The sequence below is a fragment of the Pseudomonas sp. zjy_15 genome (assembly GCF_043101865.1).
GTDB lineage: Bacteria > Pseudomonadota > Gammaproteobacteria > Pseudomonadales > Pseudomonadaceae > Aquipseudomonas > Aquipseudomonas putida_Y.
This window is the reverse complement of sequence record NZ_JBICII010000021.1, coordinates 1-23,781: the sequence shown is the minus strand read 5'-3', so window position 1 is coordinate 23,781 and position 23,781 is coordinate 1. Positions and strand designations below refer to the sequence as shown.

The 23,781-nt window shown below is 62.7% G+C and carries 26 protein-coding genes and 1 tRNA gene; 12 read left to right on the top strand and 15 right to left on the bottom strand.

Annotated elements, in window-relative coordinates; all coding sequences use genetic code 11:
- Positions 1–7 precede the first annotated feature (7 nt).
- From ACF8EF_RS03065 to ACF8EF_RS03045, 5 genes are all read right to left on the bottom strand, one after another.
- A complete protein-coding gene (locus ACF8EF_RS03065; RefSeq protein WP_392460463.1) occupies positions 8–379 on the bottom strand; it encodes a glutaredoxin in 372 nt (123 codons plus the stop codon).
- 59 nt (positions 380–438) lie between these two features.
- A complete protein-coding gene (gene folE / locus ACF8EF_RS03060) occupies positions 439–984 on the bottom strand; it encodes a GTP cyclohydrolase I FolE (protein WP_003252789.1) in 546 nt (181 codons plus the stop codon).
- Positions 985–1,054: 70 nt separating this feature from the next.
- Positions 1,055–1,615: a Smr/MutS family protein gene (locus ACF8EF_RS03055; protein WP_176685831.1), complete on the bottom strand. Its 561-nt coding sequence runs from the start codon at positions 1,613–1,615 to the stop codon at positions 1,055–1,057.
- Positions 1,616–1,789: 174 nt separating this feature from the next.
- Positions 1,790–2,110, bottom strand: a complete 321-nt coding sequence (locus ACF8EF_RS03050) for a hypothetical protein (protein WP_176685830.1) — start codon at positions 2,108–2,110, stop codon at positions 1,790–1,792.
- Positions 2,111–2,195: 85 nt separating this feature from the next.
- Positions 2,196–2,786 (bottom strand): cysteine hydrolase family protein, encoded by a 591-nt coding sequence (locus tag ACF8EF_RS03045; protein ID WP_176685829.1) that lies wholly within the window; start codon positions 2,784–2,786, stop codon positions 2,196–2,198.
- Positions 2,787–2,967: 181 nt separating this feature from the next.
- Between ACF8EF_RS03045 and prmB the strand changes: the two genes are divergently transcribed.
- Positions 2,968–3,876 (top strand): 50S ribosomal protein L3 N(5)-glutamine methyltransferase, encoded by a 909-nt coding sequence (gene prmB / locus ACF8EF_RS03040; RefSeq protein ID WP_021783085.1) that lies wholly within the window; start codon positions 2,968–2,970, stop codon positions 3,874–3,876.
- 132 nt (positions 3,877–4,008) lie between these two features.
- Here the strand turns inward: prmB and ACF8EF_RS03035 are convergent, their stop codons facing one another.
- Both ACF8EF_RS03035 and ACF8EF_RS03030 read right to left on the bottom strand, forming a co-directional pair.
- Positions 4,009–4,791 carry a hypothetical protein gene (locus tag ACF8EF_RS03035; RefSeq protein ID WP_176685828.1) on the bottom strand — a complete coding sequence of 261 codons (783 nt, stop codon included), beginning with the start codon at positions 4,789–4,791 and terminating at the stop codon, positions 4,009–4,011.
- Between the two features lie 65 nt (positions 4,792–4,856).
- A complete protein-coding gene (locus tag ACF8EF_RS03030) occupies positions 4,857–5,819 on the bottom strand; it encodes an alpha/beta hydrolase (RefSeq protein WP_176685827.1) in 963 nt (320 codons plus the stop codon).
- 235 nt (positions 5,820–6,054) lie between these two features.
- Between ACF8EF_RS03030 and aroC the strand changes: the two genes are divergently transcribed.
- The 3 genes from aroC (at position 6,055) to ACF8EF_RS03015 (ending at position 8,979) form a co-directional block, all read left to right on the top strand.
- Entirely contained in the window at positions 6,055–7,146 is a 1,092-nt protein-coding gene (gene aroC, locus ACF8EF_RS03025) for a chorismate synthase (protein WP_129933735.1), read from the top strand.
- Between the two features lie 142 nt (positions 7,147–7,288).
- The gene (locus tag ACF8EF_RS03020; protein ID WP_339444680.1) at positions 7,289–8,443 is read left to right on the top strand and encodes an MFS transporter; all 1,155 of its coding nucleotides are present in this window, start codon (positions 7,289–7,291) and stop codon (positions 8,441–8,443) included.
- Positions 8,443–8,979 carry an oxidase gene (locus ACF8EF_RS03015; protein WP_392460461.1) on the top strand — a complete coding sequence of 179 codons (537 nt, stop codon included), beginning with the start codon at positions 8,443–8,445 and terminating at the stop codon, positions 8,977–8,979. Before ACF8EF_RS03020 ends, ACF8EF_RS03015 begins: the two co-directional genes overlap by 1 nt.
- Before the next feature lie 123 nt (positions 8,980–9,102).
- On the opposite strand, the gene ACF8EF_RS03010 is transcribed toward ACF8EF_RS03015, so the two are convergent.
- Positions 9,103–9,375 (bottom strand): DUF3509 domain-containing protein, encoded by a 273-nt coding sequence (locus ACF8EF_RS03010; protein ID WP_021783091.1) that lies wholly within the window; start codon positions 9,373–9,375, stop codon positions 9,103–9,105.
- A gap of 266 nt (positions 9,376–9,641) precedes the next feature.
- On the opposite strand from ACF8EF_RS03010, the gene ACF8EF_RS03005 reads away from it, so the two are divergent.
- Both ACF8EF_RS03005 and ACF8EF_RS03000 read left to right on the top strand, forming a co-directional pair.
- Positions 9,642–10,166, top strand: coding sequence for an ankyrin repeat domain-containing protein (locus ACF8EF_RS03005; protein WP_176685646.1), 525 nt, complete (start codon positions 9,642–9,644; stop codon positions 10,164–10,166).
- Positions 10,167–10,226: 60 nt separating this feature from the next.
- A complete protein-coding gene (locus tag ACF8EF_RS03000; RefSeq protein ID WP_392460460.1) occupies positions 10,227–10,757 on the top strand; it encodes a hypothetical protein in 531 nt (176 codons plus the stop codon).
- Between the two features lie 123 nt (positions 10,758–10,880).
- On the opposite strand, the gene ACF8EF_RS02995 is transcribed toward ACF8EF_RS03000, so the two are convergent.
- Positions 10,881–11,819: a ZIP family metal transporter gene (locus tag ACF8EF_RS02995; protein ID WP_392460459.1), complete on the bottom strand. Its 939-nt coding sequence runs from the start codon at positions 11,817–11,819 to the stop codon at positions 10,881–10,883.
- A 126-nt stretch (positions 11,820–11,945) separates the two neighbouring features.
- Between ACF8EF_RS02995 and ACF8EF_RS02990 the strand changes: the two genes are divergently transcribed.
- The 4 genes from ACF8EF_RS02990 (at position 11,946) to ACF8EF_RS02975 (ending at position 15,225) form a co-directional block, all read left to right on the top strand.
- Positions 11,946–12,137 (top strand): PLDc N-terminal domain-containing protein, encoded by a 192-nt coding sequence (locus ACF8EF_RS02990; RefSeq protein ID WP_004577083.1) that lies wholly within the window; start codon positions 11,946–11,948, stop codon positions 12,135–12,137.
- Positions 12,138–12,276: 139 nt separating this feature from the next.
- A complete protein-coding gene (locus ACF8EF_RS02985; protein ID WP_392460458.1) occupies positions 12,277–14,334 on the top strand; it encodes an LTA synthase family protein in 2,058 nt (685 codons plus the stop codon).
- A 144-nt stretch (positions 14,335–14,478) separates the two neighbouring features.
- Positions 14,479–14,715 carry a hypothetical protein gene (locus ACF8EF_RS02980; RefSeq protein ID WP_021783096.1) on the top strand — a complete coding sequence of 79 codons (237 nt, stop codon included), beginning with the start codon at positions 14,479–14,481 and terminating at the stop codon, positions 14,713–14,715.
- 177 nt (positions 14,716–14,892) lie between these two features.
- Positions 14,893–15,225 (top strand): ribonuclease E inhibitor RraB, encoded by a 333-nt coding sequence (locus ACF8EF_RS02975; RefSeq protein WP_003252824.1) that lies wholly within the window; start codon positions 14,893–14,895, stop codon positions 15,223–15,225.
- A 248-nt stretch (positions 15,226–15,473) separates the two neighbouring features.
- Here ACF8EF_RS02975 and ACF8EF_RS02970 read toward each other — a convergent pair whose 3' ends face one another.
- Positions 15,474–16,274, bottom strand: a complete 801-nt coding sequence (locus ACF8EF_RS02970; RefSeq protein WP_392460457.1) for a c-type cytochrome — start codon at positions 16,272–16,274, stop codon at positions 15,474–15,476.
- 527 nt (positions 16,275–16,801) lie between these two features.
- Between ACF8EF_RS02970 and ACF8EF_RS02965 the strand changes: the two genes are divergently transcribed.
- Positions 16,802–17,536: an amidotransferase gene (locus ACF8EF_RS02965; RefSeq protein ID WP_084852264.1), complete on the top strand. Its 735-nt coding sequence runs from the start codon at positions 16,802–16,804 to the stop codon at positions 17,534–17,536.
- Between the two features lie 101 nt (positions 17,537–17,637).
- Here the strand turns inward: ACF8EF_RS02965 and ACF8EF_RS02960 are convergent, their stop codons facing one another.
- The 3 genes from ACF8EF_RS02960 to ACF8EF_RS02950 all read right to left on the bottom strand — a co-directional run bounded on the left by ACF8EF_RS02960 (position 17,638) and on the right by ACF8EF_RS02950 (position 20,279).
- The gene (locus ACF8EF_RS02960; RefSeq protein WP_084852262.1) at positions 17,638–18,609 is read right to left on the bottom strand and encodes a magnesium and cobalt transport protein CorA; all 972 of its coding nucleotides are present in this window, start codon (positions 18,607–18,609) and stop codon (positions 17,638–17,640) included.
- A 67-nt stretch (positions 18,610–18,676) separates the two neighbouring features.
- On the bottom strand, positions 18,677–19,390 hold the full coding sequence (locus ACF8EF_RS02955) for a 1-acyl-sn-glycerol-3-phosphate acyltransferase (protein ID WP_021783099.1): 714 nt from the start codon (positions 19,388–19,390) through the stop codon (positions 18,677–18,679).
- A gap of 199 nt (positions 19,391–19,589) precedes the next feature.
- Positions 19,590–20,279: a crotonase/enoyl-CoA hydratase family protein gene (locus ACF8EF_RS02950; protein WP_028698250.1), complete on the bottom strand. Its 690-nt coding sequence runs from the start codon at positions 20,277–20,279 to the stop codon at positions 19,590–19,592.
- A 198-nt stretch (positions 20,280–20,477) separates the two neighbouring features.
- Here ACF8EF_RS02950 and ACF8EF_RS02945 point away from each other — a divergent pair.
- Positions 20,478–20,567: transfer RNA gene (locus ACF8EF_RS02945), tRNA-Ser, on the top strand.
- A gap of 213 nt (positions 20,568–20,780) precedes the next feature.
- Here ACF8EF_RS02945 and ACF8EF_RS02940 read toward each other — a convergent pair.
- Together ACF8EF_RS02940 and ACF8EF_RS02935 are read right to left on the bottom strand one after the other, a co-directional pair.
- Positions 20,781–22,913: a TonB-dependent siderophore receptor gene (locus ACF8EF_RS02940; protein WP_392460456.1), complete on the bottom strand. Its 2,133-nt coding sequence runs from the start codon at positions 22,911–22,913 to the stop codon at positions 20,781–20,783.
- A 332-nt stretch (positions 22,914–23,245) separates the two neighbouring features.
- Positions 23,246–23,626 carry a hypothetical protein gene (locus tag ACF8EF_RS02935; RefSeq protein WP_012053335.1) on the bottom strand — a complete coding sequence of 127 codons (381 nt, stop codon included), beginning with the start codon at positions 23,624–23,626 and terminating at the stop codon, positions 23,246–23,248.
- Positions 23,627–23,781 lie beyond the last annotated feature (155 nt).

The window sequence follows — 23,781 nt, the reverse complement described above, 5'->3', positions numbered from 1 at the left end:
TCGTCAGTCAGATGGCGGCAAACCGCTCATCCAGGTAAGCGATGATCGCCTTGGACTCGTACATCCAGGTCACCTTGCCGGCTTCTTCAATGCGCAGGCATGGCACTTTCACCCGGCCGCCACCTTCTTGCAGGGCCTGGCGGTGCACCGGGTCGTTCTTGGCGTCGCGCAGCGCCACCGGCACGTTCAACCGGTGCAGGGTGCGGCGGGTTTTGACGCAGAACGGGCAGGCGTGGAACTGGTACAGCGCCAGCCCCTTGGCCGCTTGCTCGATGCGGGCCTGGGCGGCGGCGTCGCGCTCGCGTTTGGCCGGGCGGCTGATCCAGTCACCGAACACGATGAGCTGGCCGAGGCCAACCCGCAGGGCTTTGACGATCATGGGCAACTCCTGAAATGCAAAAGCCGACCCTGAAGGGTCGGCTTGGGGCCAGCAACCAATCACTTGATCAGGCTGAGGAACTCGCTGCGGGTGGCGGCGTTATCGCGGAACTCACCCAGCATCACCGAGGTGATCATGGTCGAGTTCTGCTTCTCGACACCGCGCATCATCATGCACATGTGCTTGGCTTCGACCACCACGGCCACGCCCGCAGCACCGGTTACCTGCTGCACGGCTTCGGCGATCTGGCGGCTGAGGTTTTCCTGGATCTGCAGGCGGCGGGCATACATGTCGACGATACGTGCCACCTTCGACAGGCCCAGTACCTTGCCCTTTGGCAGGTAGGCAACGTGTGCCTTGCCAATGAACGGCAGCATGTGGTGTTCGCACATCGAATACAGTTCGATGTCCCGGACCAGCACCATTTCGCTGTTGTCAGAGCTGAACAAAGCGTTGTTGGTGACTTCTTCCAGTGTTTGCTCATAACCGCGGCAAAGGTACTTCATCGCCTTTGCAGCCCGCTTGGGCGTGTCGAGCAGGCCCTCACGGGAGACGTCCTCGCCAATCTGGCTGAGGATCTCGGTGTAGTTCTGTTCCAGGGACATGGATCTACCTGTGGGAAAAAATCGCAAAAACGAAGGGTACGGCGGTGAGGGCGGCGCTGCAAGCGCGGCGTTACTCGTCGCGGCCTTCGAGCATGGTTCGCTTCAGCATCACATACACCGCGCCAGTGCCGCCGTGGCGGGCACTGCACGAGGCAAAACCGAGCACTTGCGGGTGCTGGCGCAGCCAGGTGTTGACGTGGCTCTTGATCATCGGGCGCTTGCCGTCCAGGCGCGCAGCCTTGCCGTGGGTCACCCGCACGCAGCGGACCTCCAGTCTGGTGGCTTCGGCGATGAAGTCCCACAAGGTTTCGCGGGCCTTTTCCACCGTCATGCCGTGCAGGTCGAGGCTGCCCTCGAACGGAATCTGCCCCAGCTTCAGCTTGCGCAGCTGGCCTTCCTGTACGCCGTCGCGGCGCCACATCAGCTCGTCTTCGGCGCCTACGTCGATGACGAACTGGTCGGACATGCCATCGATGACCAAAGCCTTGTCACTGCGCACGGTTGCCGCCTGGCGCAGGCCGGCCAGCTTTTGGCGATCGGCCTTGGGCTTGCCGACTTCGGCACGATCATGACGGATCGGTTTTACGCCGCGCACTTCGGCCTTGAACAGGGAAAAATCGTCGTCTTGCATGATGCCTCCACGTAGGCGGCGTAGTTTACGCGACTGTGGGGCCGTGTGCAGCCTGTGCGGGCCTCTTCGCGGGTGAACCCGCTCCTACAGGTACCCCGCCGCCTTCAGGCTCTGTGACATCCCTGCAGGAGCGGGTTTACCCGCGAAGAGGCCCGCACAGGTTACGCAAAACCATCAATCGTGCTTCTTCATCAGGTGCGGCGACAGGTTCAGCTCCCGCCCGCGGCGCAAGCGGATACGGCTGCGCCGCCAGAAACGCACGCCCAGCCACAGCAGCAACAAGCCAGCCACGGTGAGGATGCTGGACAGTGGCTTGTTGGTGTTGAGTTCCTGCAGGGCAGGGTAGTTGCCCAGCAGGCCGGCGACGCCGGCCATGGCCAGCAACACGCCCAGCGTCGCCAGCAGGGCCGACAGGCCGGCCGCCAGGCGGGCGCCCCAGTTACGCGGTTCGCGCGGGCGCAGGCGCTTGGCGTCGAAACTGCCTTTAAGCTTCATTCCGCTCTCCTCGGTGGATATCCGGAATTCGACCTGCTGCTGCCCATCGGGTTCCGCCCGGCTGCCGGGCGGTCCTGCAAGCCGCTCAGATCAGGCTGGCGGTGGGGGCCACGCAAGCGAAGTTGTCAGCCATCACGGCCATTTCGCACTGGTGAATCTGCGCGGCCGGAATGACGCCGTCCTTGAATGCCAGGTCGCGGGTGGCCGACGCGTCTTCTACCAGGGTGCACCGATAACCATAGTCCTTGGCGCGGCGAACGGTGGTGCTGACGCTGGAATGGCTCATGAAACCACAGACGATGAGGTCCAGGTGGCCCAGCTCCTGCAATGTTTCGTGCAGCTTGGTGTTCTTGAACGCGTTGGGCATGCGCTTTTCGATGACGATTTCACCTTCCAGCGGCTCCAGCCCCGGAATGAACTCACCAGCCGGCCCCTGGGGGTCGAAGCGGCCCCCGACAGTGCCCAGGTGGCGAACATGGATGATCGGACGGCCGCTTTTACGGGCGGCGTCGAGCAACCTGGCGATGTTGGCCACGGCCTCGTCCATGCCCGACAGCTTCAGGGGACCGTTGAGGTACTCCTTTTGTGCATCGATGATGATCAGGCTGGCGTGGCTCAGCTTGGCCGGCGGATAGTCGCGGCCAGTGAGGCGAAACATCGTGGTTGGAACGGACATCAAGGGCTCCTTGGATAGGGCTTTTGTATACCTATTCTCCCCTGCCTTGGCGCCAATGGGAATGGTTGACAACGCAAGCGGCATGGTTACTGGCTTGTGGCTAGCCTTTGGGCAAGGCAAAGGAACAAATGTGCGGGTGGGGCTGTTAGACTTTTGTCCGGTCTGAAAATAGGAGTACCCCGTGATCACATCCCGTCTGCGCACGCTGCGCGACTACATCCGCTGGGCGGTCAGCCGCTTCCACGAGCATGATCTGTTCTTCGGTCACGGTGCCGATAATGCCTGGGACGAGGCCCGCATGCTGGTGCTCGGTGCCGTGCACCTGCCATGGGAGGTGGCCGACAGCTACCTGGACTGCATGCTCGAGGACGACGAGCGGGTACGCCTGCAGCACCTGCTCAAGCGCCGTATCGAAGAGCGTGTACCGGCCGCCTACCTGCTGGGCGAGGCGTGGTTCTGCGGCATGTCGTTCATCGTCGACGAGCGGGTGCTGGTGCCGCGTTCGCCCATTGGCGAGCTGATCGAAAAACGTTTCGAGCCGTGGCTGGCCAGCGACCCGGCGCGCATTCTGGACCTGTGCACGGGGTCGGGTTGCATCGGCATCGTTGCTGCCGACGTGTTCCCCGAGGCCGAGGTGGTGTTGGCCGATCTGTCGTTCCAGGCCCTTGAAGTGGCCAACCAGAACATCGAACGCCATGGCCTGGACGGTCGCGTGTACACCGTGCAGGGCGATGGCTTTGGCGGTTTGCCGGGGCAGCGTTTCGACCTGATCCTGTCCAACCCGCCGTATGTCGATGCCGAAGACTTCGACGATATGCCGGCCGAGTACCACCATGAGCCCGAACTGGGCCTGGCCTGCGGCAGCGACGGCCTGGACCTGGTACGGCGGATGCTGGCCGAAGCGGCTGACCACCTGACCGAGAAGGGTTTGCTGATTGTCGAAGTGGGCAACAGCCAGGTGCATGTCGAGGCGTTGTACCCCGAGGTGGACTTTGCCTGGCTGGAATTCGAGCGTGGCGGGCACGGGGTGTTCATGCTCACTGCGGAGCAGTGCCGCCAGCATCAGGAACTGTTCAAGGCCCGCGTTTAGGCTATTTGGGGCTGCTGTGCAGCCCATCGCGACACAAGGCCGCTCCCACAAGGTGCTGGATCAATCTGTGGGAGCGGCCTTGTGTCGCGATGGGCCGCGAAGCGGCCCCAATCTCCACCGACAGATGCGGTCTTAGCGGGTAGCAATCCAGATCAACAGCCCTGCCTGGAACACGGCAAACGCCACCAGGCAAGTAATGGTGAAACGCAATCCGCCGTCCTCGCGCTGGTATTTGGCCACGCGCTCATCCCGCTCGCGCAGTTGCCCTTCCTTTTCCAGCAGTTGCTGGTCCGCCTGCTGCAGCAGGTTGGCGGCATCCAGAATCTCCACCCGTTGCAGGCGCTCGCTGCTCCAGACGGCCTTCAGCTGGCCCACCGTCATATCTGCGGTACGGCCCTTCAGGTGCTGGCTGTCCTCGTACTGCACCTCGATACCCACCCCGCGCAAGCACTGGTCACGGCGCAGGCGTGAGTCCTCGTTCAGGGCATCCTTGCTCGGCAGCGCCATGCCTTCTACCCGGTAGTGCGACCACTTGCGCTGCAACCACTGGGCGCCCTGGGCCAGCATGAAACGGCCGATGCCGCGGTTCACGGGTTCCACTTGCAGGCCATGTTCATTGCCAATGCGTACCAGGCGCTCGGCATGGTCGACGCGGATGTCCAGGCGGTTCTGCTCTTTGTGCACCTTCTGGCCAGGCAACTGGATTTCCATGCGCAGCAGGCTGTGTGCCTTGTCATGGCGCTCGGCATAGCCGAACTGCACAAAGCGCAGCGGCCGCGCGCCGGTGCTGCGGTCGGTCGGCAGTGCTGCCAGGCGTAGCAGCTGGAAATGTTCGACGGTCAGCTCGCCCCAGGGCAGGGCAGGGGCTTCCTGGGGTTCTTCGGCCGGCTCGACGGCGGTGGGGGAGGTGGTCATCAGGGCTTGTCCTCAGCTATGCCTGCTGTATCGGCAGGCATGCCCGAGACCTGAGCCTGTTTGACTTACGCCGCAGGCAAATGCTGGATGAACGTCACAATTCGCTCACCCAGTTCGTGCGCCAGCGGCAGTTCGGGGTTGAGGTAGCTGTCGCGTTGCTGGCTCATGCCCTTGGGGCTGATGCGCAGCATGTGGTTCATGCCATCGATCAGGACCAGTTGCGCATCTGGCTTGGCCGCTTTCAGCCGTTGGGCGTCGGTCACGTCCACCTGCACGTCATTGCGCCCCTGCACGATCAGCGCCGGCATGGGCAGGCGGGCAAAGGCGGCTGCCGGGTTTTGCTGGAACAGCGAGATCAGGTAAGGCTGCACGCTGGGGCGAAACACCTGGCGCAGCGGCGCTGGTACATCCAGGCTGGTCTGCCCGGCCTGCAGGCGGTCGAGCAGGGCACTGCCACCGGCCAGTTGCGCCGGCGGCAGGCGCTGGGCCAGTTGTTCGCGCAGTACCTCGGCCAGCGGCCGGCCGCTGCCGGCCAGGGTGATGACCGCGCTGGCGCCAGCCTGCTCGGCGGCCAGGCTGGCAATCAGTGCGCCTTCGCTGTGGCCAATCAGGATCAGCGGGCCGAAGCGCGGGTCGGCTTTGAGCTTGTGGCTCCAGGCGACCACATCGGCCACATAGCGCTCCACGCTGAGGTCACGCTCGTCAGGCGTGGCCGGCTGGCTGGCGGCCACCCCGCGTTTGTCGTAACGCACGCTGGCAATGTGCTCGTTGGCCAGCAGCAGGGCCAGGCGCTTGAGGTTGTCGACCTTGCCGGAGGCCGGGTTGTTGCCGTCGCGGTCGGTGGGGCCGGAGCCGGCGATGATCAGCACCACGGGCGGCGGGGTGGCCTGTTGCGGCAGCAGCAGGCTGCCGTGCAGCACGCCCTGGCCGGTGTCCAGGTCGATCGGGCGTTGTAGCACAGTGGGTGCGGCGGCCTGGGCCAGGCCGGTGCACAGCAGGAAGAACAAGGCGACGAGGCGCGACATCATGCGGTACTACTTGGGGAGATGTGGGTTTGACCCACTGTTTGCGGGAAGGTTCTGGGGGGCGAATTGCAGGTTCGGCCCTTTCGCGGGCACGCCCGCTCCCACAGGTATTTCACAGCATTTGGATCTGTGGTGATCCTGTGGGAGCGGGCGTGCCCGCGAAGAGGCCCGCACAGGCGATCAAACCATCTGTATACTGCTGCTTTCGTCCATTTCAGGCAGAACTCGCGGAGCGTCCATGTCCGGCAATACCTACGGCAAGCTGTTCACTGTCACCACCGCTGGCGAGAGCCATGGTCCGGCGTTGGTCGCCATTGTCGATGGATGCCCACCGGGCCTGGAAATTTCCCTCGCCGACCTGCAGCACGACCTTGACCGGCGCAAGCCCGGCACCAGCCGGCACACCACCCAGCGCCAGGAAGCCGACGAGGTGGAAATCCTTTCCGGCGTGTTCGAAGGCCGCACCACCGGCTGCTCGATCGGCCTGCTGATCCGCAACACCGACCAGAAGTCCAAGGACTACTCGGCCATCAAGGACCTGTTCCGCCCGGCCCACGCCGACTACACCTACCACCACAAGTACGGTATCCGCGACTACCGCGGCGGCGGCCGCAGCTCGGCCCGTGAAACCGCCATGCGTGTGGCCGCCGGCGCTATCGCCAAGAAGTTCCTGGCCACCCAGGGCATCACCGTGCGTGGCTACATGAGCCAGCTGGGCCCGATCGAAATCCCGTTCAAGACCTGGGAGTCGGTGGAGCAAAACGCCTTCTTCAGCCCCGATCCGGACAAAGTACCTGAGCTGGAGGCCTACATGGACCAGCTGCGCCGTGACCAGGATTCGGTGGGCGCCAAGATCACCGTGGTCGCAGAAGGCGTGATGCCCGGGCTGGGCGAACCGATCTTCGACCGCCTGGATGCAGAGCTGGCTCACGCGCTGATGAGCATCAACGCGGTCAAGGGCGTGGAAATCGGCGCCGGCTTCGCCAGTGTGGCCCAGCGCGGCACCGAGCACCGGGACGAGCTGACCCCGGACGGCTTCCTCAGCAACAATGCCGGCGGCATTCTGGGCGGTATTTCCTCGGGCCAGCCGATCGTTGCCCATCTGGCACTGAAGCCCACTTCCAGCATCACCACCCCGGGCCGCTCGATCGATGTCGATGGCAACCCGGTGGACGTCATCACCAAAGGCCGCCACGACCCGTGCGTGGGCATCCGCGCCACGCCGATTGCCGAGGCGATGATGGCCATCGCGTTGATGGACCACCTGCTGCGCCACCGTGCGCAGAATGCCGATGTGCAAGTGAATACCCCGGTGCTGGGCCAGCGCTGATCCAACTGCACCGGCCTCTTCGCGGGTAGACCCACGCCTACATTGGGATATCACTGCCCTCAGGTGCAGTGACAGGGTGGAATCCGCGTAGGAGCGGGTTCACCCGCGAAGAGGCCGGTCCAGGTCCCCACAAGGCCATCCCATGCAACCCGTCCCCTACTGGCGCCTGTCCAGCTTCTACCTGTTCTACTTCGCCCTGCTGGGCTCCACCGCCCCCTTCCTGGCGCTGTACTTTGACCACCTGGGCTTCTCCCCGGCACGCATCGGCGAGCTGGTCGCCATCCCCATGCTGATGCGCTGCGTCGCCCCTAACCTGTGGGGCTGGCTGGGCGACCGCACAGGCCAGCGCCTGTTGATCGTACGCCTTGGCGCGCTGTGCACCCTGGCCACCTTCGCCCTGATCTTCTTCGGCAAAAGCTACGCCTGGCTGGCGCTGGTAATGGCCCTGCACGCGTTCTTCTGGCATGCGGTGCTGCCGCAGTTCGAGGTCATCACCCTGGCCCACCTGCACGGGCAGACGTCGCGCTACAGCCAGGTACGTCTGTGGGGGTCGATCGGTTTCATCCTCACCGTGGTCGGCCTGGGCCGCTTGTTCGAATGGTTGAGCCTGGACATCTACCCGGTGGCTCTGGTCACGATCATGGCCGGCATCGTCGCCGCCAGCCTGTGGGTGCCCAATGCCCAGCCGGTGGAGCAGGGCGGGCGCAGCAGTACGGGGGGCTTCCTGCAGCAGTTGCGTGCCCCGGGGGTGATCGCGTTCTACGCATGCGTGGCACTGATGCAGCTCAGCCACGGGCCTTACTACACCTTCCTTACCCTGCACCTGGAGCACTTGGGCTACACGCGCGGTGCCATCGGTCTGCTCTGGGCGCTTGGGGTGGTGGCCGAGGTGCTGATGTTCATGGTCATGAGCCGCCTGTTCGCCCGTTTCAGCGTACAGCGTGTACTGTTGGTCAGCTTCCTGCTGGCGGCATTGCGCTGGCTGCTGCTGGGCAACCTGGCCCAGGAGCCAGCAGTACTGATCTTCGCCCAGTTGCTGCACGCGGCCACCTTTGGCTGCTTCCATGCTGCCAGTATCGCGTTCGTCCAGGCCAGCTTCGGCGCCCGCCAGCAGGGCCAGGGCCAGGCGCTTTACGCAGCGCTGTCGGGTACCGGCGGTGCGCTGGGGGCGCTGTACTCAGGCTACAGCTGGAAGCTGCTGGGCCCCACCTTCACCTTTGGTATGGCCAGTGCCGCAGCCTTGGCCGCAGCCGTTATCATTGCCCTTTGTTCGCAACCGACCAGGACCCGCCCCTGATGAGCATTCTCAGCGTTTTCCACCCCGCCAGCCCGGCACTGCCGAACAAGGTGCTGACTCACCACGACGATATTGCTGCCACCTTGGCTGAACAGGGCGTGCGCTTCGTGCATGCCGAACCTGGCCTGCGGGTGCGCCCGGGCACGGCCCAGGACGAGGTGCTGGATGCTTGCCGCGTGTATCTGGATGAGTTGATGACGGCGCATGGCAGCAAGGCCTTCGCGTTGCTCAACCGCGACGGTGAAGACCCGGCACAGGTCGATGTGCGTGATGAACATGTGCATGAGGTCGACGAGCTGTTCGCCGTGGTCAGCGGGCGGGCGCAGGTTGGCCTGCGGTTGGGCGACTGGGTGTATTCGGTGCTGTGCGAAAAAGGTGACCAGCTGCTGGTGCCGGCCGGGACGCGGCGCTGGGTTGAGCTGGGGGATGCACCGTTTTGCCTGGCGTTTCGCTTGTACGGCAGCGAGCAGGGCATGCAGGCGCGGTTTACCGGGGATGTAACGGCGCGAGCGTTTCTGGGGATCGACGAGTTGTAATGGCATTGCCGGCCTCTTCGCGGGTGAACCCGCTCCTACAGCGGTTGCGCCGCCCTTAGGCATCGCACAGTCAATGTAGGAGCGGGTTCACCCGCGAAGAGGCCAGTTCAGGCAATACACCCCTCAGCGGTAAGTCGGCAAGGCAAACCGCTGCTGGCTCTGCAGCATCGAGATCACCGGCAATTCGCTGGCCTCTTCAGCCAGGTCACGACGGATGGCACTGATCGCCCAGGACAGCTGTTCGGCACTGTGCAGTTGCCCATAGGTCAGCACCCGGCGGGTAACCTTGCCATCCGCTGCGCGCAGGGTAAGCAGTACACCGCCATCGGGCCGGGCTTGGGTATTTACCTGATAGGCCGAAAATACCGAGGCGAACTTTTGCTGGATGAGGTCCATATCAACTCCTGGCTGGTGTGTGGCAGACATGAATTGATGGTTGCAGTGACCGTGCCAGAATCCTGTTTGGCGAAAAACCCAGTAAATACAGGCTGTTACGGAGAATTTTCAGAAGCGGTATCGTGCAAGCTGCATGGTCGTGCATTTTGCACAGTGCATTTTGCACGGGTCAGCCAGTGCCTATCGGCCCCATAGAATCTGAACCTTTGACCGACCTGGCATGCCTGACGAACACTTGGGCCATCAATTATGCCAGGAGGTTCCCTATGTCCAGCCAAACCGCGCCCGCCACCATGACCGATGACGAAACCGCAGCGTTCGCCGAGCAGGTGTTCGAACGTGCCCGCCAGGGCGATGCCGAAATGCTCGGGCGCCTGCTTGCCAGCGGCCTGCCGGCCAACCTGCGTAACCACAAGGGCGATACCCTGCTGATGCTGGCCAGCTACCACGGCCACCACGATGCGGTGCGTGTGCTGCTGGAGCAGGGTGCCGACCCGCTGATTGCCAACGACAATGGCCAGCTGCCGATTGCCGGCGCCGCATTCAAAGGGGACCTGGCGATGATTCGCCTGCTGGTGGAGCATGGCGTGCCGGTGGATGCCGCCGCGCAGGACGGTCGCACCGCGCTGATGTTGGCGGCCATGTTCAACCGCAGCGAAATCCTCGACTACCTGCTGGCACAAGGGGCCAACCCGGCGCACCAGGATGCCCGCGGCATCACCGCCCTGATGGCGGCGCAAACCATGGGTGCAGCAGACACCGCCGCGCGCCTGCAAACGCTGGCCGGCTAACCGCCAGGGGGCATTTGCGGCTATCCTTGGCGCCTTTTCACCCGTCGCAGGCCCCCTTTCATGAAAACTCAGTTGCTTGAATTCATCAGCCTCATTGGCGTCGGCTGCATGCGTGAGGCAGACATCGAGCGTATCGCCGACGAGGCCGCCCAGGCCTACGCCGACCCTGTCGCCTTCCTGGCCGCCAACCCCGACATCAACTACGACGACACTTTCCCGATTCCTTTGGGTGAATGGGTGGTGCTGGGCAGCCTGCCGGATACCGTGGTGTTCCAGGCCGACAGCTATCAGGAGCTGTTCCAGCAGATCAGCGACTCGTTCGACAATAGCGTGCCGTTTACCCTCAAGCCCAAGCAATTGGCCCGTACCGAACCACTGACTGCGCTCAACCGCATCCAGGTACAGATGGGCGCGCTGAACAAGGAGGCGGGGGGGTATGTGCTGCTCAACTTCAGCCAGTTGCTGGATGACGAGCTGCAGATGGTCATGGTGGGGCAGCAGGACCTGGCGCGGGTAATGGAGCTGGGAGCAGCGCTGGGCATCAAGGTCGAGCCGGCGCTGGAGGCTTTGAAAGTCGCCGTCCACATCTGATACCAGTGATTGCTTGTTCGCGGGCATGCCCGCTCCCACAGGTACTCCAGCGCATCAGGCCCTGTGATAACCCTGTGGGAGCGGGCGAGCCCGCGAAGAGGCCGGCTCACGAAACATCAATCTTCAGCCCAGCGCAGTGTCGAGAAACATCATCACCGCAAACCCACCCATCAACCCCAGGGTCGCCGCTGTCTGGTGCCCGTTGCGGTGGGTTTCGGGGATCACTTCGTGGCTTACCACAAAGATCATCGCCCCCGCCGCCAGCCCCATGCTGATCGGGTAGGCGAGGGCAAAGCCGGTAGAAATCCCCAGCCCGATCACCGCCCCTAGCGGCTCCATCAGGCCCGACCCAATCGCCACCAACGCAGCCTTCAGGTTCGAAAGCCCCGTGGCGCGCAAGGCCAGCGCCACGGCCAGCCCTTCGGGGATGTCCTGGATGGCGATGGCACTGGTCAGCGGCAGGCCGATGTTCATGTCGCCATTGGCAAAGCTCACGCCGATCGCCATGCCTTCAGGCAGGTTGTGCAGCGTAATCGCCAGCACGAATAGCCACACCCGGCTGATGCGCTCGGCTTCAGGCCCGCACGGACCGGTGCTTTCGTGTTCATGCGGGGTGAAGCGATCCAGGCCCAGCATCAGCAGCACACCCAGGCCCATGCCCAGCACCACGGTAAAGGCGGCGGCCGGGCCGTTGCCGGTGATCTCGCGGGCAGCCTCCAGGCCCGGCAGAATCAGCGAGAACGAGCTGGCGGCCAGCATCATGCCGGCAGCGAAGCCCAGCATCACGTCCTGGGTGCGCGCGTTGACATCGCGCAGCACCACTGCCAGCACGGCGCCCAGCGCGGTGGCGCCAAAGCCGGACAACCCACCCAGCACGGCCAGGTGCAGGTTGTCGGCATGGTCGCCGTTCACCGCGTTCCAGAGGCTGGCGGCCAGCAGTACGCACACCGCCAGCAGGCTCAGCCCCAGGCCGGCGCTGAGCCAGGGGGTATCGGTGACCTGCTGGCGCCAGGCTTGCAGCAGTGAGGGTGGGGCGGCGCTTTGGCTGTGGGCGGATGGCATGCGAACCTCGAATCAATGAATGCAGTCAGTCTACCGAGGGACCTGCGACATCCGCCAAGGATTCCCTTCTATTGGCGCGATAGCTGACTATGCTGTGCAGCAAAGCCTCTGGACAGGAATTCAGACATGGGATCTACCTTCAACAGCCTGGTCGGGCTGATCATTCTGGCGCTGGATATCTGGGCCATTCTCAACGTGATCAAGAGTGGCAGCGAGATGGGCATCAAGGTCTTGTGGATCTTGTTGATCGCTCTGTTGCCGGTGGTGGGGCTGGTGATCTGGGCGATTGCCGGGCCGCGGGGGAACGTGCGGCTGTAGGCGCGGTACCGACATAGCCAGTAATGGGACCGTGACACAATTTTCACATTGACTTAAACAGAATCCGCATCCGCATAATGCTGCGTTGGTCTAGCGCCATCGCCTCTTCGCAAACCGCAATCCTAGGACCTTCCCATTCATGGCTAATACGGATGCCTTGAAGCAACAGGGTGCGCGAACGTCATTTTCGCCGACCCTGAAATCCCACCTGGCCTACACGCTGCTCAGCGGCCTGGTGATCATGCTGATGCTCAGCCTCGTGCGCCTGGCGTTGCTGGCCTACAACAGCGACATGGTCGGTGATACCCCATATTCGACTGTCGCCGAAGGCTTCCTCAACGGCTTGCGCTTCGACCTGCGGGTGGTGGTGTACATCAGCATCCCACTGCTGCTGGCCATGCTCAGCCCCTGGGCCATGGCCCGGCGCGGGGTGTTCCGTTTCTGGCTGACCCTCGCTTCGAGCGTGGTGATGTTCCTCGGCCTGATGGAAATGGACTTTTACCGCGAGTTCCACCAGCGCCTCAATGGCCTGGTGTTCCAGTACATCCAGGAAGACCCTAAAACCGTCTTGAGCATGCTCTGGTACGGTTTCCCGGTGGTACGCTACCTGCTGGCCTGGGCCTTCGGTACCTGGCTGCTGAGCCTGCTGTTCAAAGGTATCGATCGCGCTACCCGTGCCGAAGGCCTGCACCGCGTTGCCCCGTGGTACCACCGTCTGGCGGTGTTCATGGTGATCTTGCTGGTGGCGGTGGCCGCTGCCCGTGGCACCCTGCGCCAGGGCCCGCCGATGCGCTGGGGTGACGCTTTCACCACGGACTCCAACTTCGTCAACCAGTTGGGCCTGAACGGCACCCTGACCCTGATCGACGCCGCCAAAAGCCGCTTCGACGAGGACCGTGCCAACATCTGGAAGCCAGTACTGGAGCAGGACGTGGCCACGCAAAGTGTGCGTGAGCAACTGCTCACCGCCAACGACACGCTGGTCGACGCCGACGAAGCCGCTATCCGCCGCGACTTTGTACCGCCGGCTGATCGTACCCTGCCGATCAAGAACGTGGTGGTGATCCTGATGGAAAGCTTCGCCGGCCACTCGGTAGGCGCGTTGGGCAGCCCCAATAACATCACCCCGTACTTCGACAAGCTGGCCAAAGAAGGCCTGCTGTTCGACCGCTTCTTCTCCAACGGCACCCACACCCACCAGGGCATGTTCGCCACCATGGCCTGCTTCCCCAACCTGCCTGGTTTCGAATACCTGATGCAGACTCCGGAAGGCGGCCATAAGCTGTCGGGCCTGCCGGCCCTGCTCGGCGCCCGTGACTACGACGACGTGTATGTCTACAACGGCGACTTTGCCTGGGACAACCAGTCCGGGTTCTTCGGCAACCAGGGGATGACCACCTTCATCGGCCGTAATGACTTCGTCGACCCGGTATTCTCCGACCCGACCTGGGGTGTATCCGACCAGGACATGTTCGATCGCGGCAACGAAGAGCTGGCCAGGCACGATGGCAAGAAGCCGATCTACGCGCTGCTGCAGACGCTGTCCAACCACACGCCGTATGCGCTGCCGAAGGACTTGCCGGTAGAGAAGGTTACCGGCCAGGGTCGGCTGGACGAACACCTGACCGCCATGCGTTATTCGGACTGGGCGCTGGGCCAGTTCTTCGAGAAGGCGCGTAAAGAGCCTTACTTCAAGGACACCCTGTTCGTCATCGTCGGTGACCATGGCTTTGGCAACCACCAGCAGGTTACCGAACTGGACCTGGGCCGCTTCAACGTGCCATTGCTGCTGATTGCCCCGGGCATTCAGGAGAAATTCGGTGCGGTGAACCACACCGTGGGTACCCAGGTCGACATCGTGCCGACCATCATGGGGCGCCTGGGTGGCAAGGCTCGCCACCAGTGCTGGGGACGCGACCTGCTCAACCTGCCCGAGGGTGACCAGGGCGTGGGCATGATCAAGCCGTCGGGCAGCGAGCAGATCGTCGGGCTGGTGCAGGGTGATCGCATCCTGATCGAGTCCAAGGACATGAGCCCGCGGATGTACCGCTACCAGTTGGGCAGCGAGTTCAAGGCCGAGCTGATCGAAAGCCCGGACCAGCCGGAAATGCTCAAGAAGCTGGAAGCGTATATCCAGACGGCGACCAAGAGCCTGCTGGATAACACCGCTGGCGTGGTGCACGGCACACCGAAGTAAGCGGGTGCCGCGTTGCGGCCCATTCGCGGGCAAGCCCGCGAATGGGCCCGGCACAATTCTCCCGGACTGAACATTCTCCCCGTCCCAAGGTCAGTTATTCAGGCATCACACACCTGGTGTTCGTTGACTGAGAGGGTCCGTTCAATGAAAGAGTGGGAAGTCATCTTTGCCGACCAGAAGGGCGAACCGTCCGCATTGCTCTTGCATGCCGAGCATTGCCCCAGTGAGGAGGACGCTGCGCGGGCTATCCGCTCACACCTGTTTCCGGTGATGGACGAGCTGGACCTCAACGACTTCCAGGACCGTATCATCTCCCCGACCGCTCGCTGGCTCAAAGAGCACAGTGGTGTGACCATCACCAGCATTCACGAAGCACCCTGAACCACACGTTTGCGTGGTGCCTTGGCAGGCGCTACGCTGGTGGAGGGCCTGCCTGTTCTGTGGGTTGGCGCCGCCTCAATAATTCGCGTCTTGCATCAGCTCGAACTGCCCGGCCGTTGCCGGCAGGTGCGTAGTGCACGGAAAGTCTATCCATTGCTTTATTCAGGAGGACGATTCATGAGCAGCCAGAACGACGATATCAGCAGCAACGTCCTGCGCCAGATGAAAGCAGGCGGTTTCGACTTCACCCAAATCCACCCCATCGAGTTCTATGCCGTATTCCCGGACGAAGCAGGGGCCCGTCGTGCAGCCGGGCAGTTTCGCGGGGAATCGCTCAATGCCCAGGTGAAGGAGCTGGGCGACGGTGCCTGGCACCTGGAACTGAGCAAGGTCATGTACGCCACCCATGGCGGGATTGGCGACTTTGAAGAGGCCTTCGAGCAGTTGGTGACACCGTATGGGGGTGAGGTGGAAGGGTGGGGCGTCAAGCACGAACGGCTCACGGCCTGACGGTTTTGTGTTGGCCCCCTTAGCGGGTTAACCCGCGCCTACACATTGATGGGTGGTGGAAACCACCTGCCGTTGTAGGAGCGGGTTTCACCCGCGAATACGGTGGCGGCGGCAACGATGAACGGCCAGGGATATGCGCCAGCAGGACCGGCCCTTTCGCGGGTAAACCCGCTCCTACGACGGTCTGTGTTCAACCCCCGGTGTGTGTCCATCACCTTGTAGGAGCGGGTTCACCCGCGAAGAGGCCCTCAAGGCTTGCGCGCTGCCATGTGCCCCAAATAGGCCAGCAGCGCATCCAGTTCCTGTTCACTCAACACACTTTCGGCAAACCCCGGCATCTTCGCCTGCGGCCACTGCCGCAGGCTCTGCGGGTCGCGTATCAACTTGCGCAAATAAACCGGCTGAAAATACTCGGTCGGGTTATGCGGCACATTCAAGTCCGGCCCCACCTGCCCATCTCCCGCCCCGTTCAACCGGTGGCACACCAGGCAGTTCTGCTGGAACAGGGCAAAGCCCTGGCGCACCGGGCTGTCGGCCGGCAGTTTCGGGTCGGGCAGCAGCGCGGGAAACCGTTGGTCCACCGGGGCCAGCCTGCGAAGGGTGGCAATCTGGAAGGGCCACTGCTCAGGGCGAATACCGCTGGCCTGCGGTGCAGTCCACACCAGGTAGAACGGCCCGGCACTTGGCTTGCCTTGACCCAGTGGCGGCCACGGCTTGCCTGGGTCTTCCACGGCCAGCCAGGCGCGTGCCGGCCCTTGCTGCAACAGGGGCGCAGCGGGCATTTCGGCGGCAAAGCCATCCAGCGCCACGGCCTGCAGGTGATCGCTGGCGCGCACACCTTCCAGCAGCGTGGCCAGCGGCACCGCTCGATAGCGCATGGGGCGTTTGTAGGAAACGTCCTGTTCGATGCTGATGTCCTGGGCCTCAGGGTGGCCAAGCAGTTCGGCGCTGCTCCACTGGCGCGGTGTAGCGCCCAGTTCAAGGTGCAGTTGCGCCGCCGACAATGGCAGGCTCAGGAGCAACGCTAGCAGGGCAAGGCAGTGGCGCATAGGCAATCTCCGACCATCAAGGCCAGCAGGTTACCTGTGCGTTGCCCCTTGGCGCCACCGCCGCCGTCAGCCAAACAAACGTGTCAGGTTCGGCAAGATCAATAGCAATGTGGTGGCGAATAAAATGAGCCCAGCTTGGCGAATTTTCGATTGTCTGAACATGGCGGACCGCCTTCTTGTTGTTATTCCTGAATACCCGTTGGCTTCCTTGTCGCGTTTCGGGTCGATCACAGTGGCGTTGCGTGGCGCCGGACTGCTTGCCTCTTGAAAGTGGATATACATCCAACAGTAGGGTGTGCGTTATCCATGCTTGAGAACCCTTTGTTCTAACCAAGTGGTTAAACCATTTCTTCTGGCTATGAGGCCAAGTGCCAGCCAGCTGGCATGCTCTATCTAGACAGTGGCGCAAGTGCCAGGCACGCACCGACGAAATGTGACCGTTCGTCAGCGCAGCCTACTTGCTTGTACGTGCCTTTCGCGGCAGTCTCTACAGCAGATTCCCACCCATGTCGTTCAGGACTACCCCTATGTCGTTACGCATCTGCATCCTTGAAACCGATGTCCTGCGACCGGAGTTGACGGCGCAATACCAGGGCTACGGCAGGATGTTCGAGCAGCTCTTCTCGCGTCAGCCGATTGCCGCCGAATTTTGTGTGTACAACGTGATGCACGGCGACTATCCCGCCGACAGTGAAAAGTTCGATGCCTATCTTGTGACGGGCAGCAAGGCCGATTCGTTCGGTACCGATCCGTGGATCCAGACCCTCAAGGCCTACCTGCTCAAACTGTACGAGCGCGGTGAGAAGCTGCTGGGCGTGTGTTTTGGCCACCAGTTGCTGGCCTTGACCCTGGGTGGCAAGGCCGAGCGGGCCGAGCAAGGCTGGGGCGTGGGTATCCACCGCTACTCGTTGGCGGCGCATGCGCCGTGGATGGACCCGGAGGTGTCGGAGCTGACCTTGCTGATCAGTCACCAGGACCAGGTGACCGAGCTGCCGGAAGGCGCCACGGTGATCGCCTCCAGCGATTTCTGCCCGAATGCGGCGTACCACATTCGCGACCAGGTGCTGTGCTTCCAGGGCCACCCGGAATTCGTGCATGACTACTCCCGCGCACTGCTCGATGCGCGCCAGGAATACCTGGGTGACGAGGTGTACCACAAGGCCATAGCCAGCCTGGCCACCGAGCATCAGGGCGATCTGGTAGGGGAGTGGATGTTGCGCTTTATCCAGCAGCCGTCAAAGGCCAGCGACAGCGCCGCTTAATCGGTGGCAACCCTTCGCGGGCACGCCCGCTCCCACAGGTTGCGCACAATGCTGAAAATTGTGAGCCACCTGTGGGAGCGGGCGCGCCCGCGAAGAGGCCATCAAAGCCAACCCGATTTCTTGAAGCTGGCATACAACCCGGCACACCCCGTCGCAATCACCCCCAGTACCGCGAAGTAACCGTAGTGCCAGCTCAGCTCTGGCATGTTCTGGAAGTTCATGCCGTAAACCCCGGCAATCGCCGTAGGGAATGCCAGAATCGCCGCCCAGGCCGCAAATTTGCGCTGCACGATGCTTTGCCGTGACGACTCCAGCAGCATGCCGATCTCGATAGTCTGGCTGGCAATGTCGCGGATGCCGGCCAAGTCTTCCATCTGCCGCGTCACGTGAATCTGCACATCACGAAAGTATGGGCGCATGTTCTTGTCGATGAACGGGAAGCTCAGGCGCTGCAGTTCTTCGCTGACTTCAACCATGGGCGCCACGTAGCGGCGCAGGCGCAGAATGTCGCGGCGCAGGCTGTGCAGGCGACGGATGTCGTCTTCCTGCAGCGAGCCGCCCAGTACGCTTTCCTCCAGCTCTTCGATCTCGCCATGAATGGCCTCGCTGACCGGCTGGTAGTTCTCGGTGACGAAGTCGAGCAGGGCGTACAGCACGAAGTCTTCGCCATGTTCCAGCAGCAGGGGCCGAGCCTCGCAGCGCTGGCGGACCATGGCGTAGGATTTGGAGTGGCCGTTGCGGCAGGTGATGATGTAGCCGTTGCCCGCGAAGATATGGGTTTCGATGAACTCCAGTTTGCCTTCGTGGCGCACTGGCGAGTAGGTGACGATGAACAACGCGTCACCGAAGGTTTCCAGCTTGGGTCGGCTGTGTTTTTCCAGGGCGTCTTCGATGGCCAGTTCGTGCAGGTTGAACTGGGACTGCAGGTTGGCCAGCTCTTCGGCATTGGGCTCTTCCAGGCCGATCCACACGAAATGCCCCGGCTTGCGCGCCCACTCGCTGCCTTCGTCGATGCTGATGTTGGTGACCTTTCTGCCGGCGCTGTACACCGCCGATGCCACGACTCGACCCATGGTTGTCCGCTTATTCGTTTGAACACGGATACAGCTTGGGCTGTACCCGGCGCCAGAGCAACCCGGATCAGGCCAGTTCTTTTTCCATCCGGTCAATGCACTGCTGCATTTGCCCCCGGCACTGCTCGATCAGCGCTGGCAGATCCTGCGGCGTCATGCCCGTCGTGGCAATGGGCGGCAGCGAACGCACGATTACCGTGCGCTGGCGCCAGCTGTTCAGGCTCAGACGCCTGGCATAGCGGCTGACGCAGACCGGCACGATCGGCACACCGGCCTCGATGGCCATGTGAAATGCGCCTTTCTTGAACGCCAGCAAATGCTCGCCGGCATTGCGGGTGCCTTCGGGGAAAATCCAGATCGAGGTGTCGTCCTGCAAAACCCGGGTGGTCTTCTGTATGGCCTTGCGCGCCTGGTAGGCATTCTTGCGGTCGACCAGCACGTTGCCGCCCAGCCAGAACAATTGGCCGAACAGCGGGATCCAGCCCAGGCTCTTCTTGCCGATGGCGACGGTGCGTTGCGGCACTACCTGGCCCAGCACGAACAGGTCGAAGTTGGACTGGTGGTTGGCCACGATCACACAGCCGGGCGGATGGTCCCACAATGGGCCGACTTCGGCCTTGACCTTGATGCGCATCAGCCAGGTGGCCGGCAAGCTGTAGAGCCGGGCAAATACGCGGCTGTTGTCAGGGTTGAAGGGGCGGCACAAACCAATGATCAGGCCCACGACGCCAACGGCAAGAAAATGCAGCCCCAGCAGGAACATACGCAATGAATAAAGCATGGTACGACTCACACCAGACAGTCGCCGGGCAGTGTACGGGTGTGCACTGGTTGGGGCAAACCTTGGTGCACGCCTGTTCCGGCCTTTTCGCGGGCAAGCCCGCTCCTACACAGGTTGCGTATGCCCGTTGAATAGCGGATTTACCCGCGTAGAGGGCGAATGTGCAGGCGCGGGCTTGCCCGCGAAAGGGGCCGTGCGGCTAGCCCATATGCTGCTGGTCCAGCTCGATCGCCTTGTCCAGCGCCTCCAGCAGCCCTTTGCGCACTTTCAGCTTGGTGTTCTTGTGCGCCAGCATGTTCAGCTTCTTCAGCTCCCGCGCCGCGGTCATTGCCGCTTCCTGCAACTGCTCGGCCGGCACCACCTTGTCGAGGAAGCCGGCATCCACTGCGCCCTGCGGGTCAAACACTTCGGCGTTGATCACCGAGCGGTGGAAGGCCGAGCGTCGCAGGCGGTCGCGGGCCAGTTCAATACCGGCGTGGTGCATGGTCATGCCGATTTGCACTTCGTTCAGGCATACCTTGTACGGCCCTTCGACACCAATGCGGTAGTCGGCCGACAGCAGCAGGAAAGCGCCCTTGGCCACGGCATTGCCGGGGCAGGCGACCACCACCGGGAACGGGTGCGACAGCAGGCGGCGGGCGAGGGTGGAACCGGCGGTGACCAGGCTGATGGCCTCTTTGGGGCCGCTGGTCATCACCTTGAGGTCGTAGCCGCCCGACAGAATGCCCGGCTGCCCGGTGATGATCACTACTGCACGCTCTTCGGTAGCGCGGTCCAGTGCTGCATTGAAGGCAGTGATGACGTCCGGCGAGATGGCATTGACCTTGCCGTTGTTCAGGGTAAGGGTGGCGATGCCGTCTTCGGCGTGGTAGGTAATCAGCTCGCTCATGGCAGAGTCCTTTTGTTGGCGTGGCGACGACGTTACCCAGCGTCAGGGGCGAGGTAAAGCAGCAAGGCTGACTGGTCGGTCAGCGCTCACGGCACCCCAAGTGCAAATACATGAAAAAATTGAAAAAAATGCTTGCCAAAGGGAAAGTCTTTCACTAAATTAGCGCACCTCGACGGGCCGCAAGGCTTGAAGAGAAACGGTGAAGTGTCCGAGTGGTCGAAGGAGCACGCCTGGAAAGTGTGTATACGAGAAATCGTATCAAGGGTTCAAATCCCTTCTTCACCGCCACATTCTACGAAGAGCCCCCGCGCTGAAAAGCACGGGGGCTTTTTTTTTCAAGGCCACTGGGGCTGCTGCGCAGCCCATCGCGACACAAGGCCGCTCCCACAGGCAATTGGAGTGCCCCCAAGAAGTTGGACAGCAATCCAACCCCTTGGGAGCAGTCGACACCTGTGGGAGCGGCCTTGTGTCGCGAAAGGGCCGCAGAGCGGCCCCGGCAATCTAGAAGCTGATCGAAGCCGAAAGCCGAGCGGTACGCGGTGCCCCCTGGAACAGGTAGTTATCCCCCAGGTAATCCCCCACATCGCGCCAGTAACGCTTGTCCAGCACGTTATCCACCGTCAGCCGCAGCACCGTGTCATACCCGGCAACACGGGTACTGTAGCGGCTGCCAAGGTCGAATACGGTATACCCGCCAACCTCAACATTGCCCGCCTGGCTCGCATACTTGCTGGCGCTATACCGCGCACCGCCCAGCAGCGCGAGCCCCGGAACCGGCAGGGTATATTCCGCATGCAGCGCCGCCCGGAATTTAGGCACGTTGATCGCCTGGTGCCCTTCATAGGCTTCGGTGCCGCTGTTCTGCACCCGCGCCCGGATGGCTGCCGCACTGGCCTGTACCTGCAGGTTCGGGGTCACCCGGCCGCTGGCGCCCAGTTCCAGGCCGGTATTTTTCTGCTGGCCTTGCTGCACGTAGGTGAAGATGCCGGTGCCGTCCGGGCGCGCGAACTGGTAAGCCTGTCGGATCTGGAACAGGGCGGCACTGAGGCTCAGGCCTTGCCAGTCGTGCTTGACGCCCAGTTCCAGTTGGCGGGAGGTGGTGGGCGCCAGGATCTCGAAACTGTTCTCAGTGGAAAATGGTGCGGTACCGCCTGCAGACAGCCCTTTGGCGTAGCTCGCATATACAGTGGTGTTCGGCTGCGGCTTATAGATAACTGCAGCATTAGGCAGCAGCTCGTATTGACGGGTATGGCGCCCGGCAACGCCGCTCTCCTTCCAGGTCTTTTCGTCCAGGCGCACTTCGCGGGCGCCCAGCACGGTCTGCCATTGCTCGTTGAAGCTGATGCGATCGCTGACGAACAAGCCGTACTGACGGCTGTCCAGTCGGCGTTCGCTGGCGCCTACGGGTTTGTCGGACGGGTCGAATGCAGGGGCGCCGGTGTTGATATTGCCGGTACCGACCCATTCCATATAGCTGGAATGCTGATCCAGTGTGCGTCGCTGCGCACTGGTACCCACGGTCAGCTCGTGCCCCACGCCCAGCGCATCGAAGTGCCCGTTGAGCATGGCCTGTGCCTCGTCGGTACGGCGGGTATCGTCGGGGCTGCGAAAGTCATAGATGTCGTAGTCACCATTGCTGCCGAAAAACGCCCCCTCGCTCGAACCCCAGGCAAACGCGCTGTAGTCGTCGATCACCACTTTGCTGCGGGAGGCGCTCAAGGTGCCGGTCCAGGTATCGTTGAAACGGTATTCGAAGCGCCCGCCCAGGTTCAACGAGTCGTTCTGCACGGGCTTTGCCCAATGCTGGTAGGCCAGGCGGTCTTCCGGGTCGATGCCGTGGGGCACTTCAGTGCCTCCGAGCAGTTGGTAACCCGGCACCGACGCCTGTTCGCGGTGCTGGTACTCGGCATCCAGCTGCAGGGTGGCATCCGGGCTGATCTGCCAGTCGAATGCCAGCGAGGCGAAGTCGCGCTTGCCGTCAGCGTGGTCGACGTAGGTGCGGATGTCTTCATGGGCCAGGTTGGCGCGCAGGCCGAACTGCTTTTCGCTGCCGAACCAGCCGCCAAGGTCGGTGGCCAGATAGCGTTCGCCTTGTTCGTTGGTCGACACCGTGACGCTGCGTATGTCTTCGGCGCGCTTGGTCACATAGTTGATCAGGCCGCCCGGCTCCGACACACCACTCTGCAGCCCGGACAGACCCTTGAGCAGTTCCACCTGCTGCTTGTTCTCCAGGGCTACGTTCTGCTCGCCGGCAATGGTCTGGCCATTGATGCGATAGCTACTGGCGGCGTTCAGCCCGAAGCCGCGCACATTGAAGTTTTCGTAGTAGCCGATGGGCGCATAGCTTTCGCCGACTGACGCATCGCTTTGCAACACTTCGCTAAGCTTGCGGACCTGGCGGTCTTCCAGCAGCTGCTGGCTGAACACGCTGACAGAGGCGGGAGTGTCGAGCAGCGGCGCGGGCTGGAAACCGCCCACAGCCGCCTGGCGTGCCTGGTAGCCATCGCTGGCGAAGGTGTCGGAGACCTGCAAGGGGGCAAGCACCACGCTGTCTTCGGCAAGCACAAGGGGGCACTGCAGGGCCAGGCCCAGGCTGAGCAGGCTCAGGGGCAGGCGGGGGTGATGCGGGGGCATGCGGTGGGGCTCCTGGATGCGCGATACCTGTGCCGGCCCTTTCGCGGGTAAACCCGCTCCTACACCGGTTGGCGATACACCGGGTGGTGAAACACCGGTTGGCGATGCACCGGGTGGTGAAACGCCGGTTGGCGATACACCGGTTGGTGAAACGCCGGTTGGCGATACACCGGTTGGTGAAACACCGATTGGTGATGCACCGGGTGGTGATACCCCAGGTGGTGATATCCCTGTAGGAGCGGGTTTACCCGCGAAGAGGCCGGCACAGGCCATGAAAAAGGCGGCATATTACCAGCCGCCTTCCCCATAAAACGATCAGGGCCCCGTGATAATCAGCCTGTCCTGATCGGCCGCTTGTGCTGCCGCCAGTTGTCATCGATCTTCGACCAGGTCTTGCCATCGGTAATGGCCATCAGCTTGCGTCCATCCTTGAAGGTGGCCAGGAAGGTCGCTTCCTCTTCCTTGCCACCCAACCACAGCCCGGCCAGCAGCCCCACTGGCCCTGCCACCAGGGCGCCGGCCACGCCCCAGCCCAAGGCGCTGCCAAGGCTGCGGTTGGTTTCCAGGCTGGCCAGCCGCAAGTCGCTGATGCGTGCCAGGGAAATCCGTTCACCGGGTGAGGGACTACGCGCGGTCTTGAGTGTGAGCGATCCATTGCGATACTCGCCTTCACCTTGCAAGAAGTCGCCGGATTGCACCGTGAGTCTTGTCATAAAGTCATCCTGTCAGGGAAAGGGCATTTTCCAGCGCTTACTGAGCGCTGCCCCGGCAAGCAAGTCAACGGCATTGCGACGGAGGGTAGTGCGGTACTTTGTCGCCGTGGCCAATGGCCTCTTCGCGGGCGCTTCACAAACCTCAGGGCCGTGAT